The following is a 17,377-nucleotide window of genomic DNA, read 5'->3' as shown; positions in this document are numbered from 1 at the left end:
GGCGTGCATTTTTGCGAATATTCAGCACGCCAAGCCGTGTGTATACGCATTGGAAGCGTTAATCAACATCTCCAGTGGCCTTTATATTGCGTTTTAGAACAAGAATCGTGGTCTCAGGGGCGCAAACATGAGCTTCGGGAGCGCATCGGCAGGCATAAATAGCTTCAGAGCCCGTATGTTGCAAAATTGCGGCGGTGCCGACAGTACCACGATGCAGAAAACTCCGCTTTTTGCACGGCGCAGACGGGGGTAGGTACGGGCAAAACCGAGCTAAGGCGTTATTTTATGCATAACGGCGTCTGTTCTATGCAAATTAAGAAGTGCAGTTACCGTACCCGAGCTTTTAGAACAATAGCTGCGGCGTATGGGCGACCCCAGCCGCGGTGCACCGGCGGCCCTACACCACGTTTCCGCCAGTCCGCACCGCCGCTCGCGCACGGGCGCGCACAATACGAGAAACGGTACTTTTGCCAATCCCCGTATACCGCTCAATCTGACGCACCGTAAAACCAGCATCGTGCAATCCAAGAATAACGACATTGCGTTGCGCCGACGGTGCGGCTTTAACCACGTGGAGCGGAACCCCGAGCCCCTTCGCCAACTTTTCGGCAAAGGCGTGGCGTTCCCACTCCGTCTCTTTCATATCGCACAGCGCTGGCTCGCCGCTGTCGGGCGTCGAAAGCGAATAGGCAATAAAGGCCTTGGCAGAACCAAAAAGCTCAAGAACGCAAGAAGGGTCGGAAAATCCCCTCGTCATATCGTTGTCATAGGCCCGTAGATACTCGGCAAAGCTGCTCCACGGATAGCGCTCAATCAGAGCAATACCCGCCTCCTGCGGATTGGCATGTACGGAGCGAATAGCCTCCATCACCTGCCAGTCGGTATCGAGCGAGCGGCGCTCAAAACGCTCACGAAACAGGCAGCCCGCGCGCCCAGTGCGCTTATTGAACCGACGGGCATACGTCAGCAGCAACCGCTGCATGGCTGCGCTCATTTCGTCCTCATAATCCAAAAGCACCAGATCCACGTGGTCGTCCATAAGGCACCACGCCACGATTGTCACCCCCGCCTCCCGGCAGCAGTCGCGCATCAGCTCCAGAAACTCCCAGCGGTCGTCATCGGTCTCAAAGATCAGTTGCTTGCCTGTACCGCGGGCACAGACATGGTAAAAGCCGGTGACCGTTCTCCAAACGCGCTGCATGACGCTCCCCTCGCCGCGATCTGCTTGCCATCCAATACAGCACGATTGAAGCGTGCCATCAAAACATTCACGCAAAACAACTACGCCACACGGCAAAAGGCAGTATACAGGCGGCGAACGGCATCATAGCTACAGGTCAGACAACGCGACATAGTCAAAAGCTTGAACAGAACCGACCCCCTTCAGCGAACCGCACAGCTGCAAACAGCTTTGTTAAATCGCTTCAATTGAAAGTTCCGCGCTTCTCGCTACGAAAACTGAGCCGTTCGCCGAATATTCCGTGCATTTCGCGGTATTATAGGGGCTGCATGTCATGTCCCTTTCGAAGGGTCGCCCGGCAATCGCCAGCCACGACCCCCAGACGGGACGCCAACACGATAGAGAGGAGAGGCATGCAGTACTCACAGGAAGTGGAGAACATGTGCCCCGTTGCCAAGGGTGCATACCACGGCCCCGCACCCATCCCCGAGGAGGGCAAGTGGGTCCAGGCTAAGGAGATTTCCGACATCTCCGGTCTTACGCACGGTGTGGGTTGGTGCGCACCTCAGCAGGGCGCCTGCAAGCTCACGCTGAACGTCAAGGACGGCATCATCGAGGAGGCCCTCGTTGAGACCATCGGCTGCTCGGGCATGACCCACTCTGCCGCCATGGCTTCCGAGATCCTTCCCGGTAAGACCATCCTCGAGGCCCTCAACACCGACCTCGTCTGCGACGCCATCAACGTTGCTATGCGCGAGATCTTCCTGCAGATCGTTTACGGCCGCAGCCAGACCGCGTTCTCCGAGGGCGGCCTGCCCGTGGGCGCCTCCCTCGACGACCTCGGCAAGGGCCTTCGCTCTCAGGTCGGCACCATGTTCGGCACCAAGGCCAAGGGCGCTCGTTACCTCGAGCTCGCTCAGGGCTACGTCACCCGCATGGCTCTCAACGACAAGAACGAGATCATCGCGTTCGAGTTCCTGAACCTCGGTAAGTTCACCGACGCCGTCAAGGCAGGCAAGACCCCCGAGGAGGCCATCGCTGGCGCTATGGGCCACTATGGTCAGTGGGAGAACGCTGCCAAGTACATCGACCCGCGCACCGACGAGGAGACTCACTCCGTCGCCAGCGTGTTCCCGGTTCACGAGTAGAAAGGGAGGGAAATAACTATGACTGTTACGTTCGAAGGTTACGAGCGCCGCGCTGACAAGATCAACAAGTGCCTCGCCGACAACGGCATCGCCTCCCTCGAGGAAGCTCTGCAGATCTGCACCGACAAGGGCTTCAACCCGCGTGAGATCGTCAACAACACCCAGTCCATCGCCTTCCAGAACGCTGAGTGGGCCTACACCCTCGGCTGCGCTCTCGCCGTCAAGCGCGAGGCCAAGACCGCTTCTGAGGCTGCTGCCATCATCGGCGAGGGCATCCAGGCCTTCACCGTTCCCGGCTCCGTCGCCGAGGACCGCAAGGTCGGTCTGGGCCACGGCAACCTGGGCGCTATGCTGCTCTCCGACGACACCGAGTGCTTCGCCTTCCTGGCTGGCCACGAGTCCTTCGCTGCCGCTGAGGGCGCTATCGGCCTGGCTCTGAACGCCAACAAGGCTCGTAAGAAGCCGCTGCGCGTTATCCTCAACGGTCTGGGCAAGGACGCTGCTCAGATCATCGCCCGCATCAACGGCTTCACCTACGTGAAGACCCAGTTCGACTACTACACGGGCGAGCTCAAGGTCGTCGAGACCATCCCCTACTCCGATGGTCCCCGCGCTGCCGTTAACTGCTACGGCTCCGACGACGTCCGCGAGGGCGTTGCCATCATGTGGCACGAGAACGTCGACATCTCGATCACCGGTAACTCCACCAACCCCACGCGCTTCCAGCACCCCGTCGCTGGCACCTACAAGAAGGAGCGCATCGAGGCTGGCAAGAAGTACTTCTCCGTCGCTTCTGGTGGCGGCACTGGCCGTACCCTGCATCCGGACAACATGGGCGCCGGCCCTGCCTCTTACGGCATGACCGACACCATGGGTCGTATGCACTCCGACGCCCAGTTCGCCGGTTCTTCCTCCGTGCCTGCGCACGTCGACATGATGGGTCTCATCGGCATGGGCAACAACCCCATGGTCGGTGCCACCGTCGCCTGCGCTGTCGCCGTCGAGGAGGCCCTCAAGGCCTAATCGCGCCTGCGCGATGCTCATATAGTTGAGCTTTAGAGCCGCCACCTTTCGAGGTGGCGGCTCTTTTTTATTCACGCTGCCATAAAGTAGTCCATCACCGGTATATCAGTTGCGGTGATATACGGACTGAATAACGCCTTCACATGCCAAAACAGTCCCTATTTCACCGCAACTTATAGAGGGGATGGGGGCAGAGCGATCGGACACTCTTGACGCCCACCTGCCATATTTGCCCTTTACCGAAACGTGAGTCCTTTGCAAGACATTTGCCGATCAGCCATGCGACAATGCGCCGGACGAGAAAGGAATCCGATGGAATCGACTGATGTACTGGTAATTGGATCTGGCATTGCGGGCCTTTGTGCCGCCATCGAAGCGGCACGCGCGGGCGCAGCCGTCACCGTGGCGAGCGCCGGCAAGACCATGAGCGGATCGAGCTTCTTCCCGGGTACCTGGGGCCTCGGCCTTATCGGGCCCGTCGACGCAAAAGACGAACAGGACCTCATCGACACTATTCAGACCGTTGGCGGCGGTGTGGCCGACCCCGAGCTCGTCCAGACATTTGTCCATGGCATTCCTCAGGCGATCCATTGGCTCGAGCAAGACCTGGGCGTTGAACTTCAGCGTCCACAAAGCGCCGACAGCGCCCAGCAAAAGCAGTTTATCCCCTGCTTTGACCACAAGACGCGTATGTGGCGCGGTCTCACCCGCAAGCCCCTTGAAGACGCGTGTACGGCCCAGATTGAGTTGCTCGGCATTCGCCTGCTCCCCCGCCACGAACTTATCGACCTTGTTGAGGACACAACCGGAAAGATTACCGGCGCCGTGCTCTACGACCGCGCAAACGAGCATCTCGTGCCTATGGCAGCCAAGGCCACTATCATCGCTGCGGGCGGCACGGGTGGGCTGTTCGAGCGCAGCCTTACGTCGACCGACGTGCTCAGCTCCTCGCAGGCCATTGCGCTGGCCCACGGCGCATCCCTTACTAATATAGAATTCATGCAGATGATGCCCGGCCTCATTGAGCCCAAGCGCAACCTCGTCTTTAACGAGAAGACCTGGCGCTACGTCAAATTCGATCAGCCGGTCGATATTGCCGACGAGAAACTAGACGAGCTGCTCGAGCAACGCTCCGGATACGGCCCCTTCACGTCACGCCTGGATTCACGTGCTATCGACCTTGTCATCGATCAAGCGGGCGCCGAGGGCCTAGCGCTCCACTATGACTTCCCCAGTGATGACGTCCCCGAGTTTGTGCAGACCTTTGCCACATGGCTTCAAAACGAGCATGGCATTGCCCCGACCGATGAGATGCGCGCGGCGATGTACGCCCATGCCTCCAACGGCGGCATCAAGATCGACAAGGCAGCCGCAACCGGTGTTGCGGGTCTCTACGCTTGCGGTGAGGCGACAGGCGGCATGCACGGCGCCGATCGCATTGGCGGCCTGTCAAGCGCCAACGGCATCGTGTTTGGGCGCATCGCTGGCGCATCGGCAGCCCTTGCAGCGCAGAAAGAGCCTGAGGCAGCTCTGAAGGCGGATATCGCCCTCCCCCAGTACGGCATTGCCACAACAGATGCCGAACGCCTGACGCACGGCCTCAAACACACGATGAGCACCTATTGCATGATCAACCGCACCGAGACGGGCCTATCCGAGGCACTACACGAGCTTGAGGGCTTGAAGACGGAGGCAACGACCTTGAGCACGCAGAAAGTCCTGGACAGCGAAGTCGCAGCCCTCGCCCGCCTGCAATCGCAAATTAAGCTGGCAACCGAGATGGTCAAAGCCATGCGCAGACGGACCGAAAGTATGGGTTCGCACTATCGAGTGGACTAAGCTGAGCACCCCTCTAGAGCAGAACACATCTTCTCGATATTAATGGGTCCCGTGAGCTCAAAGCGACACGGGGCCCATTCGTGTCCGCGCGGGCAAATATACTCATTCTGAATACGGAGTCGGCATAGTCCACGTAGACAAACGAACAGAAAGGAAGAGATATGGACAGCAGGGATATCGAGAAATGGCGTGTCGAACTTGACAGCCACGCCCATGTAGAAGACGGCGTCGAGTATTGGCTCGCACGCGATTTAATGGAACCCATGGGGTACACTCGATGGGAAAACTTCGCCGAAGTTGTTAAGAGAGCAAAAGTCTCGTGCGAAACAAACAAAACTCCAGTTGATTCCCATTTTCGTGACACCACGAAAATGGTAACTGCCGGTGTCGCCGCTCGCGCAGTTAAAGACTACAAACTTACGCGCTATGCATGCTATTTAATTGCCCAGAACGGAGATTCAAACAAGCCAGAGATCGCGCTCGCCCAGGCATACTTTGCCGTGCAGACGCGCCGCCAAGAGCTCATAGAGCAGCGCTTCGCAGAGATTCAGCGCTTGCAGGCGCGCCACTCGCTATCCGATTCAGAGAAACAGCTCTCGGGTATTGCGTTTAAACGCGGCGTGGACTCCAAAGGATTCGGGATCATCAAGTCGAAGGGCGATGAAGCGTTATTCGGCGGCAGAAGCACGGCGGAAATGAAACATCAGCTCGGCGTTCCCAAGAGCGCGGCATTGGCGGACAGGTTAGCCGATGTCCTCATCAAAGCAAAGGACCTTACGAACTCGATGACGGCCTTCAACGCCGAGGAACACGATCTGTACGGCCTGGACCAGATCAAGCAAGAGCACATCGAGAACAACACAAGCGTGCGTGGTAGCCTCATCGACCGTGGAATTGTCCCCGAGAATCTACCGCCTGCCGAGGATACAAAGAAGCTCGAACGTCGCGTGAAAGCAGACGAGAAAAAGCTCAAGGAGGGCACTGACGGTTTTACCGATCCCCAGGGTAGACTCGATCTGTGAAAGCGGCTATTCCCTTTCGGGTTCGACCCCATCATGCGAGGTCAACAAAAAAGCGACCAGCCGAAGCCAGTCGCTTAAACATGCTTTGGTGGGCCGTCAGGGGGTCGAACCCTGGACCTTGGGATTAAGAGTCCCCTGCTCTACCAACTGAGCTAACGACCCAAAGCTAAAGTCCGTTGTGGCGGACTTTAGAGGAGATATCGTGTGGTGGGCCGTCAGGGGGTCGAACCCTGGACCTTGGGATTAAGAGTCCCCTGCTCTACCAACTGAGCTAACGACCCGATATCAACACGAAGCAAGAACTGGGGTGGGTAAAGGGACTCGAACCCTCGACCTACGGGACCACAACCCGTCGCTCTAGCCAACTGAGCTACACCCACCGTGTCCTGTGCGCTTCGCGCTCGACTATTATTGCAAGGAACGCCACGCGATGCAAGCCCCAATTTTCAAGAATTTTGAAAAGAGTTTTTCGAGCGCGTTTCGAGCAATTCCCACCGGTTTTATAGGAGTAAACTTGCCCCACTGCAAATGCTCGAAAGGACAAGCATGAAAGAACTCTCCAACCGCACGGCGACATTTACCGATTCGGTCATCCGCCGCATGACGCGCATCTCCAATAAGTACGGTGCCGTCAACCTCTCGCAGGGCTTCCCTGACTTCGATCCTCCGGCGCAGCTGCTCGAGAGCCTCAGCGCCATCGCGACCGACCCCAAGCCGCTCTATCACCAGTACTCCATCACTTGGGGCTCCCAGGCCATGCGCGAGGCGCTCGCGGCCAAGCAGGAGCACTTTATGGGCATGCCGATCAACCCCAACGAGAACATCGTGGTCACATGCGGCTCCACCGAGGCCATGATGGCCGCCATGATGACGGTTACGAACTCCGGCGACAAGGTCGTCATCTTCTCGCCGTTCTACGAGAACTACGGTGCCGACACGATTCTCTCGGGCGCTGAGCCCATCTATGTGCCGCTCAACCCGCCCACGTTCGACTTCGATCGAGAGGTCCTCGAGGCGGCCTTCCGCGACAACGACCCCAAGGCCATCGTCCTGTGCAACCCGTCCAACCCCTGCGGCAAGGTCTTTACTCGCGAGGAGCTCACTTTTATTGCCGACCTGTGCAAGAAGTACGACGCCTACTGCATCACCGACGAGGTCTACGAGCATATCGTCTACGCGCCCCACGAGCATGTCTATATGGCCACGCTGCCCGGCATGTTCGAGCGCACCATCAGCTGCAGCTCGCTGTCCAAGACCTACTCCATCACCGGTTGGCGTCTGGGCTACACCATCGCCCCGGCCGAGATTACCGAACGCATCAAGAAGGTCCACGACTTCCTCACGGTGGGCGCTGCCGCGCCCCTGCAGGAAGCCGTCGTTACCGCCCTCAACTTCGACGACAGCTATTACCAGGAGGTCCTCGACCTCTACACCGCTAAGCGCGACCTGTTCTGCCAAGGGCTCGATAGCATCGGTCTTGAGCACAACGTACCGCAGGGCGCCTACTACGTCATGATGGACATCTCTGAATTTGGCTATGACAGTGACCTCGAATTCTGCGAGGACCTCGCGTCTAAGGTGGGCGTGGGTGCCGTTCCCGGTTCGAGCTTCTTCCGTGAGCCCGTCAACCATCTGATTCGCTTCCACTTTGCCAAGCGAGACGAAACGCTCAACGCCGCGCTCGAAAACCTCAAGTCCCTGCGTGATAAAATCAAGCCGCGCGGGTAAGGACGGCCCGGCAACTAAAGCAACCAAAGATGCCCCGCACCGCCCGCCGCGTTGCAGGGCATCTTTTTATAGCGCTTTCTTAAATGGTTTAGAGCTCTATACTCTAGTCACGGAGCAACTCGTCCCAGAGAGAGGAATACTATGGCAGAGCAGCAGCTTATCGGAGCACTCGAGGCCGGCGGCACCAAGATGGTCTGCGCCACGGGCTATGCGGACGGTACGATCCTGGAGCGCGAGCAGATCGCGACCACGACCCCGCAGGAGACCGTCGAGGCCGTCAACGCATGGTTTGCAGACAAGGGCATCGCCGCCCCGGGCATCGGCGCCTTTGGCCCCACCGCGGTCAACCCTGCCTCGCCCCAGTACGGCAAGATCTTGGAGACGCCCAAGACCGCATGGCGTTACTTTGACCTACTGGGCACCATCCAAAACGAGCTCAAGGTCCCCTGCGGCTACGATACCGACGTCAACGTCGCCTGCTTGGGCGAGGTCACCTTTGGTTGCGCTCAGGGCCTCAGCGACGTTGTCTACCTGACCATCGGCACCGGTGTGGGCGCCGGCGTGCTCTCGGGCGGCCAGCTCGTGCACGGCATGATGCATCCCGAGGCTGGCCACATCCTGGTCACGCGTGACCCGCGCGACACCATCGGCGAGCATAGCGCCTGCCCCTTCCACAACAACTGCCTCGAGGGCCTCATCGCCGGCCCCGGCGTTAAAAAGCGCTGGAATGGCAAGAGCGCCGGAGACATGGCCGATGACCCGGAGGCCATGGACCTGCTCGCAGGCTATCTGGCACAGGCGCTCATGACCTACACGCTGTGCTACGCGCCGCAAAAGATCATCATCGGCGGCGGCGTGGCAGACCACACCCCCATCGTGCCGCTCGCACGCAAAAAGTGCGCCGAGATGCTCAACGGCTATATCGTCACGCCCGAGGTCAACGACATCGATACCTACATTGTCAACAACAGCCTCGAGGGCAAGCAGGGCATCATGGGCTGCCTGGCCCTGGGCGCACAGGCGCTTCAGTAGCAGACGCACCCACAGGGCGTGGCGCGCTCGGCAAATCTAACCTACGGAACGACGCCACCACGCCCCATATAAGCCCTCAAATAAAAAAGGCCGCCAGGACCAAACAATACGTCCTAGGCGGCCTTTTTGGCGTGCATCAGCGACCGTAAGAGATATCGGAGCACAACGCCCGTTGCCGCTCCACAGCAGTCGATCATCACATCGGTGATCATGCCGGCGCGTCCCGGCACAAAGAGCTGAATCGTCTCGTCGATCGAGGGAATCAGCAGCAGGAACACCGCCGTGGGCAGCAGCACGTCAAAGGTGCGCCGGCCCTCAAGATCAAAGGCGTGCGTTGCCAGGATGCCGAGCACCATATACTCGGTAAAATGCGCGCACTTGCGAACAACAAAGTTGGTCACCCATTCATATGGAAGTCCCACGCCGTGCAGGAAACCGCGGATAGCTTCCATGACCGTCAGGCTCAGCGAGCCCGACCCCGAGCCGGGAACCAGCGAATTGCCCCAGATCAAGAGCGCCATCAGGCAGGTCACGACCGCCCATTTTCGATTGATCTTAACCATGCAGAAGTTATGCCTCCGCGCGGAGCGGCGCGAAGCTGGCGGTACCGCCCTCGATAACGCTCAGATAGGCACGGCCCGTACGCTTGGCGGTAGAGGACTGCAGGCGCTCGATCTCTTCCTCGAGGATCTGATTGACGCGCTCGTGACGACGATTTTCCATAATGCCGGCGGCAATAGCCTCGGCCCGCTCGATGCTCTCGCGCGAGATACGGGCGGTATCCTCGGGGAACACAGCGCTGTGACGGCCGACATAGGCGGGGGCAGCAGGCTGAGGGGCAGCGACGGGAGCGGGGGCTGCAACAAGAGCAGGCTCGTCAATCTCATCCAGAATCGCGGTGGCGGCGGCCCACATGTCCTCGTGGCCCGAGTAATCGGCCATGGGAACATCAACCTCGAGCGAGGCGTCCGGAAGGTCGCCGGTGTCGATGCGATCTTGGGCATCAATCGATGCGGTGATGGCTGCAGGCTCATCGAGGTCATCGAGATCGATGCCTGCGGCACCGGAGATGATAGGCATGCTGGCGAGGTTCGCGTTGTACGGCGCAGCCTCAGCCGCCTGCTGCCGGGCAGGAGCGCCCCAAAGCGAGCTTTCGGCGGCACGGCGGGCGGCAACGGCCTCCTCGTCAGCGGTCATGGCTTCATCAACGTACGAATTGTCGGCAGAAGCGTTCGCGTCGCCCGAGGTAGCGTTGTAGGCATTATTGGCTGCCGCGTTGGCAACGAGTGCCACGAAAGCCGCCGTGCTGCCCGCAGGGGCGGCCTGGGAGCCCGACACGGCGCGCGCCGCGGCGGCGATGTCGTCGCGATTGAAGGAGCCGGTCTGCCCGCCGTTGGTGAGCTCGTCGATGGCGACTTGATAGACGTCGCGCGAGTGTGCAGGGTCGCAGCTCACCGGCGAATCGTCGTCGAGCATACTGTCGATCATAGACCAAGCCTCGTCCTCGTCCATAGCATCTGCGGCTCGAGCGATGGTAGGGACACCATCATCGGTATGACGGCGCTGGAACGCACCGGTCAGGCCGGAAAGGAATGCTGAGGTAGACTGCTCCGACTGAGTCTGAGAAGCAGAAGCCGCAGCATAAGGAGTAGCATCCTGCTGCTGAGCTGGAATCGAGGCTGTCTTGAACTCGCTTTGATGCTGATTGAGATTGGCGGCACCGCCCATGGCATCGGGCTGGAACAGACGCTCTTCACGCTGCGCACGGTACTCGGAGATACCCAGCGAGGCGGCATAGATACCCACGCCCGCCACCGCGCCCACGGCGAAGGGAGCCGCACCCGCCACGACCGTCTCGTTCACCGACGAAAACGGCAGCGTCGCGGCATACATAACCACGGGAGCGGCAAGGCCGATCCCGCACGAAAGTCCGGCAAGGACTGCTCGTTGTGTTGCATCAGAAGAAGCCATGAGCTCTCCCCATCTTCCAGCACCCAAATCGCATCATTTAGTTGGCTGCGCGAGAGAAGATGAAGCGGGGCTGCGCCCCAAAGCAACGGTATATGGTTCGTTTCATCTGCGTTTTCCGTCGCGAAGCTTAAAAGCTATTATGCGAAACCGCCCTGTCGATTGCAAGCGACGATGTCGGATTGAAACGGGAAACCTGCTGCTTGCCAGTCTTATGGTCAAAAATAAGTGCGGAGCGGCGATATGGAAAAGGGCCGAGGCTCAAGCCCCGACCCTTTATCGCATTGATGACTATCGCTGCGTGTGGATGACAACCTAGAACGTCTGCTCGTAGTCACTGTGCTTTTTGGCCGAACGCACCAGGAACTCCTGGTTGGTGTTGGTGCCCTTAAGACCCTTGATAAACGATGCGGCTGCGCGCTCGGTGTTGTTCATGCCGGCAAGAATGCGACGCAGGCCAAAGACAAACGGACGCATCTGCTCGTCGACCAACAGGTCCTCGTTACGCGTACCGGAGGCAACGGGGTCGATAGCCGGGAAGATGCGGCGGTCGGCCAGTTCGCGGTCGAGCTTAAGCTCCATGTTGCCGGTGCCCTTGAACTCCTCAAAGATGACCTCGTCCATCTTGGAACCGGTGTCGATGAGGGCAGAGGCCAGGATGGTGAGCGAACCACCGTTCTCGATATTGCGGGCTGCGCCCAGGAAGCGCTTGGGCGGATACAGTGCCGCCGAATCGACGCCGCCCGAAAGGATGCGGCCTGAGGCGGGCGCGGCCAAGTTGTAGGCACGGGCAAGGCGCGTGATGGAATCGAGCACCACCACGACGTCGCCGCCCAGCTCCACGATGCGCTTGGCGCGCTCGATGACGAGCTCTGCCACGCGAGTGTGGTTGTCGGCGGGCATATCGAAGGTCGACGCCACAACCTCACCCTTGATGGAACGCTGCATATCGGTGACCTCTTCGGGGCGCTCGTCGACGAGCAGACAGATGAGGTGCACCTCGGGGTTGTTAATCGAGATAGACTGGCAGATCTTCTTGAGGATCGTGGTCTTGCCGGCCTTGGGCGGGGACACGATCAGGCCACGCTGACCTTTGCCGATCGGCGACACGATGTCGATGGCGCGACCGGTAATGGAGTCCTTGCCGTGCTCCATGCGCAGCGGCTCATTGGGATAGACCGGGGTGAGGTCGCCGAATTTGGGACGGTTGCGAATCTGCTCGGGGTCCAGACCGTTGACGGTCGTGATTTTGGCGAGGCCGGCGCGCTTGTCGCCGCCGCGCGAAGGACGCAGCGAGCCCTCGATGACGTCGCCCGTGCGCAGGCGCGCGGAGCGGATGAGGTAGGCAGGCACGAAGGCGTCGTCGTTGGACTTCATGTAGCCATGGGCGTGGATAATGCCGGAGCTGTCCGGGCGAATCTGCAGAATGCCCTTGATGTCGCGGAAGCCCTCGGCCTTCGCGGCGGTGACGTAGATCTCCTCGACGAGCTCGGCTTTCTTCTTGCCGGTCGTCTCGATCTCGAACTCCTTGGCCTTCTCGCGCAGTTCGGCGACCTTCATGGCAGCGAGCTCCTCGCGCGAAAGCGTGGGCTCGGTGGGGGCGGCGTTGCGCTCCTTGTTGCGCTGTTTGCGATCGCGCTGGCGGTTGCGACGGTCGTTGTTGCGCTCGTCCTTGCGCTCATTGCGCTCGTCGTTGCGCTTGTGCTGGCGACGGTTGGGGCGAGCGCCGTCTTCGGCCTCGGCGGGCGCGGCGCCATCGGTTGCGGCGGCGCCGGCATTGGCCGTAGCGGCGTCATTGGCCTCGGCGCCGGAATCAATCTGCGCTTCGGCATCAGCCTGCTGCTCGGACGCCTTGGCCTTAGCGGACTTCTTACGACCGCGCTTGGGCTTCTCGGACGCAGACTGTTCGACGTCTTGGGGCTCGGCGGCATCAGTCGATGCATCGACGGTCGTCTCGGCGGAATCCTCGGACGCACCCTTCTTGGCAGTCTTGGCCTTGGACGTGCGCTTAGCAGCAGTACGATGGCTGCGACCAGGACGGACGTCGGCGGGCTCGACATCGGCGGGAGCGGCCTCGGAAGTCGTAGCATCTTGGACGGGTGCATCGGCAGCGGTTGCAGACTCGGCGGTCGCCGCAGCATCCCGAGCGGCTGCAGCTGCGGCTGCGGCCTTCTCTGCCTCGACGAAGGCCTTGGGCTTGCGACCGCGACGGTGCGGGCGCAAAGCCGGATCGACAACGGGAACTTCGCTGACCTCGACAGGCGCAGCAGGCTCAGCAGGCGATATGCCCTCCCCTGACGTGGAACGAACCGAAGCCTCGGTGAGCTCGGGGGTTACCTGATCGGCAACCTGCTCGGCCTTAGCAACCGTGCGACGGCGTGTGCGCGGTGCCGGCTTCTCGGTCGGCTGGTCGGCGGCAGGGGTCTCGGGCACAGACGGAGCTGCAAGCTCGGTCAGAGCCGCGGCCTCGCGCTCGGCAGCACGACGGCGGGCGCGCACCACCTGAGCCTCGCTAATCTGCGCCAACGCACGTGCCTGCGCGACCTCATCGGAAATCGGCGCCGAGGAGTCAGCTGCAACGGTGCGCTTGGCGCGCGTCGTCCGCGTGGTACGGCGCTTGGGCTTGGTGACCTCCTCGCCGTCAGCGGCAGGCTTGGCCGTGCAGCGCATGCGCTTGGGCTTTGCCGGAGCAGCCTCCTCACCAGTTGCAGGCACGGCCTTCTCAGCCGCTACAGGCGTAGGCGTCGAAGCAGCCTTAGGCGTCTCAGGAGCCGAGACTTGCGCGGGCGCCGCAACCTGGTCCGACGCAACCGGTACAGCGGGAGCGGCCTGCGTCGTCGTTATTTCGTTTTCTTGCTGTTGATCAGACACAGTGTTTGCTCAACTTTCTTTTCAAGCCCTGTGATCACATGCTCCCTGCATAAACCTTCAGGGCGGCTAAACAGTCTAGCTCCGTCAAATACCGACGGACATCATTGATCTGTATCGAGATATTTGCGTCATATACGCAGCGTTAGTGTAACACAACCGCCGCCACCTGCAACTTAGTCATTGGGGACGTTCTTAAACGACTATTCAAAAGGGACACTCTTCCCCTAAGGCGCCTTGAAATGAAGCGACTAGGGAGCAAATCCGTGGCGTCGGAATTCGCCGTGCCACGAAACGCGCCTATCTACTACGCTTGCCCCCGTACCCCTGACCATACCCTTGTTTAATCAAAAACAGCGAGTTCGCTACCTGCGGTTTTAATATCGAACTTTACGGCACGGTTCGGGGTATGCGACAAAACGTAGGAGATGGGCACGATTCGCGGCGGACGGGTCCGCGCCACCCCTCCGCGAGACAAAAATGATCCATTTTCCTCCGTCCCCAAGGGACTTTTCAAAACTACGCCGGATTACGGGGCCAGAATGCTGCAAGCCAACCATACCCTGCATTTTCAAGAAACAATAAGCCATCTACCTGCGGGTTTAATTTTGCTATTGGCACCATGGTCGCCAGTTGGCGATTCAGCCCCGTAAACCGGTATAGTTGCGATTTGGTAGCATTTCCCAGCAAACCAAATAGTCTAACCAAACGCAAAAAGCCCGACCTCCGTGGGAGATCGGGCTTTCAAGGCTCAGTTAAACCAAACCTGCGCGGTCAAATGACCCGTAGCTTACATCTGCTCGGGAGCGGAGACACCAACAAGGGTGAGCACCAGGGCAAGCGTCACGCGGACGGCGTCGCAAGCGGCCAGACGGGCGCGCGAAAGCTCGGGGTCGACGGGACGGCCCTCGCTCGGCAGAACCTGGCAGGCAGCGTAGAAGCTGTGGAAGTCGCCGGCGAGTTCCTCAGCAAAGTGCGTCAGACGGAACGGAGCGCGGTCGCGAGCGCAGCTGGCGATGAGGTCGGTGAGCTCGTTGAGCTTACGCGAAAGAGCGAGCTCGGTCGGGTCGGTCAGCAGCGAGTAATCGACGTTCTCACCGATGGCCTTGGCGGCGACGGCCTTCATGCCCATCTCGTCAGCCTGTTCGGGCGTAACGTCAGCGGCACGGCGCAGGATGGAGCACACGCGGGCGTGAGCGTACTGCACGTAGTACACCGGGTTGGAGTTGTCGCGCTTCTTAACGGCCTCGATGTCGAAGTCGACCATCTGGTTAGAGCTCTTGGAAATGAGCGTGTAGCGAGCGGCATCGGAGCCGACCTCGTCGACGAGCTCCTGAAGGGTCACCATGGTGCCCTTACGCTTGGACATACGGACGGGCTTGCCGTTGCGCAGCAGGTTGACGAGCTGGCCCAGCAGAACCTCAAACTTGCCGGGATAGCCAAGAGCGTCGCAGACGCAGCGGACGCGCTCGATGTAGCCGTGGTGGTCGGCACCCCAGATGTCGATGACGTGGTCGACGCGCTGGAACTTATCCCAGTGATAGGCAACGTCGGAGGCGAAGTAGGTGTACTCGCCGTCGGACTTGATCAGGACGCGGTCCTTGTCATCGCCCAGGTCGGTGGAGCGGAACCACAGGGCGCCGTCCTTGGTGTAGAGGTAGCCCATCTTGTCGAGCTTCTCAAAAGCGCGGTCGACGGCAGAGGTGCCGGCGGTCTCGCCCTCGGTGTCCTTCACGTACAGCGAACGCTCGGAGTACCAACGATCGAAGTCGCAGTTGACGGCATGGCAGAGGTCGCGCATGTTGTCGACCATCTTCACGTAGCCGCGCTCACGGAAGCTCTCCATACGCTCCTGCGGATCGGCCTCGACCCACTTATCGCCATCGGTGCGCCAGAACTCGGCGGCCTCGTCGATGATGTAGTCGCCGCCATAGGAGTCCTTGCCCAGGGTCTCGGCAAAGTTGTCCTGGTACGGATGGGTCTCGGGATGCTCGTCGTTCTCGTCGGCAACAAAAGCGTCGCGGTCGGCGATCAGCAGCTTGTGAGCCTCGTCGATATCCACGCCCTGCTTGGCGATGATGTCGGCAAGCTGCATATAGCGTGTGCTGATGGAGTTGCCGAAGGTGTTCATCTGAGAGCCGTGGTCGTTGATGTAGAACTCACGCTGGATGTCGTAACCGGCGTGGTCCATAACGCGGCAGAGCGAGTCGCCCAGCGCGGCCCAACGGCCGTGGCCGATGTGCATGGGGCCGACGGGGTTGGCGGAAACGAACTCGACCTGGGTCTTCAGGCCACCACCGACGTTGGACTTAGCGAAGTCCATACCCTTCTCGCGAGCTTCGCCAAAGATGGCATTCTTGACGGCGACGGAGAGGTAGAAGTTGATGAAGCCGGGGCCTGCGATCTCGACCTTCTCGATCGCGGGGTCCTCGGGCATATGGGCAACGACAGCCTCGGCGATCTTGCGCGGGGCGCAATGGGCCAGCTTGGCGGACTTCAGGGCCATGGTAGAGGTCCACTCGCCATGAGAAGTGTCAGCCGGTCGCTCGATAGCGCAATCGTCAAGTTCAAATGCGGAAAGGTCGCCGGCCTCCTGGGCCGCAGCAAGAGCAGCGCGTACCAGCTCTTCAATCTTCTCGGGCATAGATCCTCCTTGTGTTAAAGCCCCCGAGCTCTTGGTCACTCGTAGGGCAAAAGCCAGAGTTTGTAGCACTCTATCACAAGCGACGGGCACTGTCGCAGGGTAAAGCCAATCGATATTGCATATGCACAAAATTGACTACAGCTTGTATGGAGTCACTCAAAGATGCCAGTCTGCCTGCAGATTATGCAGGCGTTGAAAATGTATAAAGGTGTGAATGAGCTGCGCCTGTTATCGAATACTCTTACCTATCAGAGTTGTGTGCTTTTCCTGCATAAAGTAAGGGTTTGCGCACGTCAGCGTGTTATTCTAGACATACGTAAATTCGTATAAGTTGGAGGTAGCATGTTCTCAATCGGTCAACACGTCATTCATCCGGGTCAGGGAGTCTGCACCGTCGTCGGTTTTAGGGACGACACACCGCAGCCCATGCTGTTGCTCGAGACCAAGCAGGGACATGCGCAGACGATCCTCATGTACCCCGTGGCGCAGGCCGACCGTTTGCACGCCGCCATCTCTCAGCAAGATGCCGAGCACCTGCTGAGCCACTACGACGAGCTGGAGTGTGACACCTTTACCGAGCGCAATAGCTCGCTGGAGGAAACGCACTTTAAGCAGCAGCTCAAGCTGGGTGCACCCGAGACGGTCCGCGTGGCAAAGACCATGATGCATCGCATCCGCCAGGCCGAGGAAGCCGATAAAAAGCCCAGCTCCTACTACATGCGCGTGCTCAAGGAGGCCAAGCGCCGCTCGATAGAGGAGTTCGCCGTGGCCCTGGGCATCACCGAAGAAGACGCCGAAGCCCGCCTAGCCCAAGCCGCCCTCAACTAATTCGCCCGCCAAAACCACCACAAAGGAGACAGACGCCTTTGTGGTGGTTTTCTCGTTCTAGTAGTATTCATTTCTAGCGATACCCACGAGCACAAGG

The 17,377-nt window shown here is 59.8% G+C and carries 12 protein-coding genes and 3 tRNA genes; 7 read left to right on the top strand and 8 right to left on the bottom strand.

Translation table 11 applies throughout. The annotated features are described in order from the left end of the window. Nucleotides 1-397: 397 nt before the first annotated feature. Nucleotides 398-1,201, bottom strand: coding sequence for a transposase (locus I1M21_RS02135; RefSeq protein ID WP_195192240.1), 804 nt, complete (start codon nucleotides 1,199-1,201; stop codon nucleotides 398-400). A gap of 392 nt (nucleotides 1,202-1,593) precedes the next feature. Here I1M21_RS02135 and I1M21_RS02130 point away from each other — a divergent pair, with 392 nt between their 5' ends. The 4 genes from I1M21_RS02130 to dinD all read left to right on the top strand — a co-directional run bounded on the left by I1M21_RS02130 (nucleotide 1,594) and on the right by dinD (nucleotide 6,212). Continuing rightward, nucleotides 1,594-2,328 carry an iron-sulfur cluster assembly scaffold protein gene (locus tag I1M21_RS02130; RefSeq protein WP_006235554.1) on the top strand — a complete coding sequence of 245 codons (735 nt, stop codon included), beginning with the start codon at nucleotides 1,594-1,596 and terminating at the stop codon, nucleotides 2,326-2,328. An 18-nt stretch (nucleotides 2,329-2,346) separates the two neighbouring features. Then, nucleotides 2,347-3,351 carry a GGGtGRT protein gene (locus tag I1M21_RS02125; RefSeq protein WP_161160877.1) on the top strand — a complete coding sequence of 335 codons (1,005 nt, stop codon included), beginning with the start codon at nucleotides 2,347-2,349 and terminating at the stop codon, nucleotides 3,349-3,351. Nucleotides 3,352-3,663: 312 nt separating this feature from the next. After that, complete coding sequence (locus I1M21_RS02120; RefSeq protein WP_195192239.1) at nucleotides 3,664-5,190, top strand: FAD-dependent oxidoreductase; 1,527 nt, start codon at nucleotides 3,664-3,666, stop codon at nucleotides 5,188-5,190. Between the two features lie 161 nt (nucleotides 5,191-5,351). After that, entirely contained in the window at nucleotides 5,352-6,212 is an 861-nt protein-coding gene (dinD, locus tag I1M21_RS02115; RefSeq protein ID WP_195192238.1) for a DNA damage-inducible protein D, read from the top strand. Between the two features lie 86 nt (nucleotides 6,213-6,298). On the opposite strand, the gene I1M21_RS02110 is transcribed toward dinD, so the two are convergent. From I1M21_RS02110 to I1M21_RS02100, 3 genes are all read right to left on the bottom strand, one after another. Further along, a tRNA-Lys gene (locus tag I1M21_RS02110) sits at nucleotides 6,299-6,374 on the bottom strand. A gap of 43 nt (nucleotides 6,375-6,417) precedes the next feature. Beyond that, nucleotides 6,418-6,493: transfer RNA gene (locus I1M21_RS02105), tRNA-Lys, on the bottom strand. 22 nt (nucleotides 6,494-6,515) lie between these two features. After that, nucleotides 6,516-6,592, bottom strand: a tRNA-His gene (locus tag I1M21_RS02100). A 166-nt stretch (nucleotides 6,593-6,758) separates the two neighbouring features. Here I1M21_RS02100 and I1M21_RS02095 point away from each other — a divergent pair. Both I1M21_RS02095 and I1M21_RS02090 read left to right on the top strand, forming a co-directional pair. Continuing rightward, a complete protein-coding gene (locus I1M21_RS02095; RefSeq protein WP_195192237.1) occupies nucleotides 6,759-7,940 on the top strand; it encodes a pyridoxal phosphate-dependent aminotransferase in 1,182 nt (393 codons plus the stop codon). Nucleotides 7,941-8,081: 141 nt separating this feature from the next. Next, nucleotides 8,082-8,972 (top strand): ROK family protein, encoded by an 891-nt coding sequence (locus tag I1M21_RS02090; protein ID WP_195192236.1) that lies wholly within the window; start codon nucleotides 8,082-8,084, stop codon nucleotides 8,970-8,972. A gap of 113 nt (nucleotides 8,973-9,085) precedes the next feature. Here I1M21_RS02090 and I1M21_RS02085 read toward each other — a convergent pair whose 3' ends face one another. From I1M21_RS02085 to argS, 4 genes are all read right to left on the bottom strand, one after another. Beyond that, nucleotides 9,086-9,535 carry a VanZ family protein gene (locus tag I1M21_RS02085; protein WP_195192235.1) on the bottom strand — a complete coding sequence of 150 codons (450 nt, stop codon included), beginning with the start codon at nucleotides 9,533-9,535 and terminating at the stop codon, nucleotides 9,086-9,088. 7 nt (nucleotides 9,536-9,542) lie between these two features. Further along, nucleotides 9,543-10,943: a hypothetical protein gene (locus tag I1M21_RS02080; protein ID WP_195192234.1), complete on the bottom strand. Its 1,401-nt coding sequence runs from the start codon at nucleotides 10,941-10,943 to the stop codon at nucleotides 9,543-9,545. 312 nt (nucleotides 10,944-11,255) lie between these two features. Beyond that, complete coding sequence (gene rho, locus I1M21_RS02075) at nucleotides 11,256-13,811, bottom strand: transcription termination factor Rho (protein ID WP_411160862.1); 2,556 nt, start codon at nucleotides 13,809-13,811, stop codon at nucleotides 11,256-11,258. A gap of 787 nt (nucleotides 13,812-14,598) precedes the next feature. After that, the gene (argS, locus tag I1M21_RS02070) at nucleotides 14,599-16,452 is read right to left on the bottom strand and encodes an arginine--tRNA ligase (protein WP_195192233.1); all 1,854 of its coding nucleotides are present in this window, start codon (nucleotides 16,450-16,452) and stop codon (nucleotides 14,599-14,601) included. A gap of 342 nt (nucleotides 16,453-16,794) precedes the next feature. Between argS and I1M21_RS02065 the strand changes: the two genes are divergently transcribed. Next, nucleotides 16,795-17,280 carry a CarD family transcriptional regulator gene (locus I1M21_RS02065; RefSeq protein WP_195192232.1) on the top strand — a complete coding sequence of 162 codons (486 nt, stop codon included), beginning with the start codon at nucleotides 16,795-16,797 and terminating at the stop codon, nucleotides 17,278-17,280. Nucleotides 17,281-17,377 lie beyond the last annotated feature (97 nt).

The organism is Collinsella aerofaciens, from assembly GCF_015546965.1.
Lineage (GTDB): Bacteria > Actinomycetota > Coriobacteriia > Coriobacteriales > Coriobacteriaceae > Collinsella > Collinsella aerofaciens_X.
Note: the sequence above shows the minus strand (reverse complement) of the source record. Positions and strands in the feature narration are given on the sequence as shown.

What these genes read in the sequence shown, in the direction of transcription:
- I1M21_RS02135 (WP_195192240.1), bottom strand. Translation starts at nt 1,201, where the DNA reads ATGCAGCGCGTTTGGAGAACGGTCACCGGCTTTTACCATGTCTGTGCC.
- I1M21_RS02130 (WP_006235554.1), top strand. Translation starts at nt 1,594, where the DNA reads ATGCAGTACTCACAGGAAGTGGAGAACATGTGCCCCGTTGCCAAGGGT.
- I1M21_RS02125 (WP_161160877.1), top strand. Translation starts at nt 2,347, where the DNA reads ATGACTGTTACGTTCGAAGGTTACGAGCGCCGCGCTGACAAGATCAAC.
- I1M21_RS02120 (WP_195192239.1), top strand. Translation starts at nt 3,664, where the DNA reads ATGGAATCGACTGATGTACTGGTAATTGGATCTGGCATTGCGGGCCTT.
- dinD (WP_195192238.1), top strand. Translation starts at nt 5,352, where the DNA reads ATGGACAGCAGGGATATCGAGAAATGGCGTGTCGAACTTGACAGCCAC.
- I1M21_RS02095 (WP_195192237.1), top strand. Translation starts at nt 6,759, where the DNA reads ATGAAAGAACTCTCCAACCGCACGGCGACATTTACCGATTCGGTCATC.
- I1M21_RS02090 (WP_195192236.1), top strand. Translation starts at nt 8,082, where the DNA reads ATGGCAGAGCAGCAGCTTATCGGAGCACTCGAGGCCGGCGGCACCAAG.
- I1M21_RS02085 (WP_195192235.1), bottom strand. Translation starts at nt 9,535, where the DNA reads ATGGTTAAGATCAATCGAAAATGGGCGGTCGTGACCTGCCTGATGGCG.
- I1M21_RS02080 (WP_195192234.1), bottom strand. Translation starts at nt 10,943, where the DNA reads ATGGCTTCTTCTGATGCAACACAACGAGCAGTCCTTGCCGGACTTTCG.
- argS (WP_195192233.1), bottom strand. Translation starts at nt 16,452, where the DNA reads ATGCCCGAGAAGATTGAAGAGCTGGTACGCGCTGCTCTTGCTGCGGCC.
- I1M21_RS02065 (WP_195192232.1), top strand. Translation starts at nt 16,795, where the DNA reads ATGTTCTCAATCGGTCAACACGTCATTCATCCGGGTCAGGGAGTCTGC.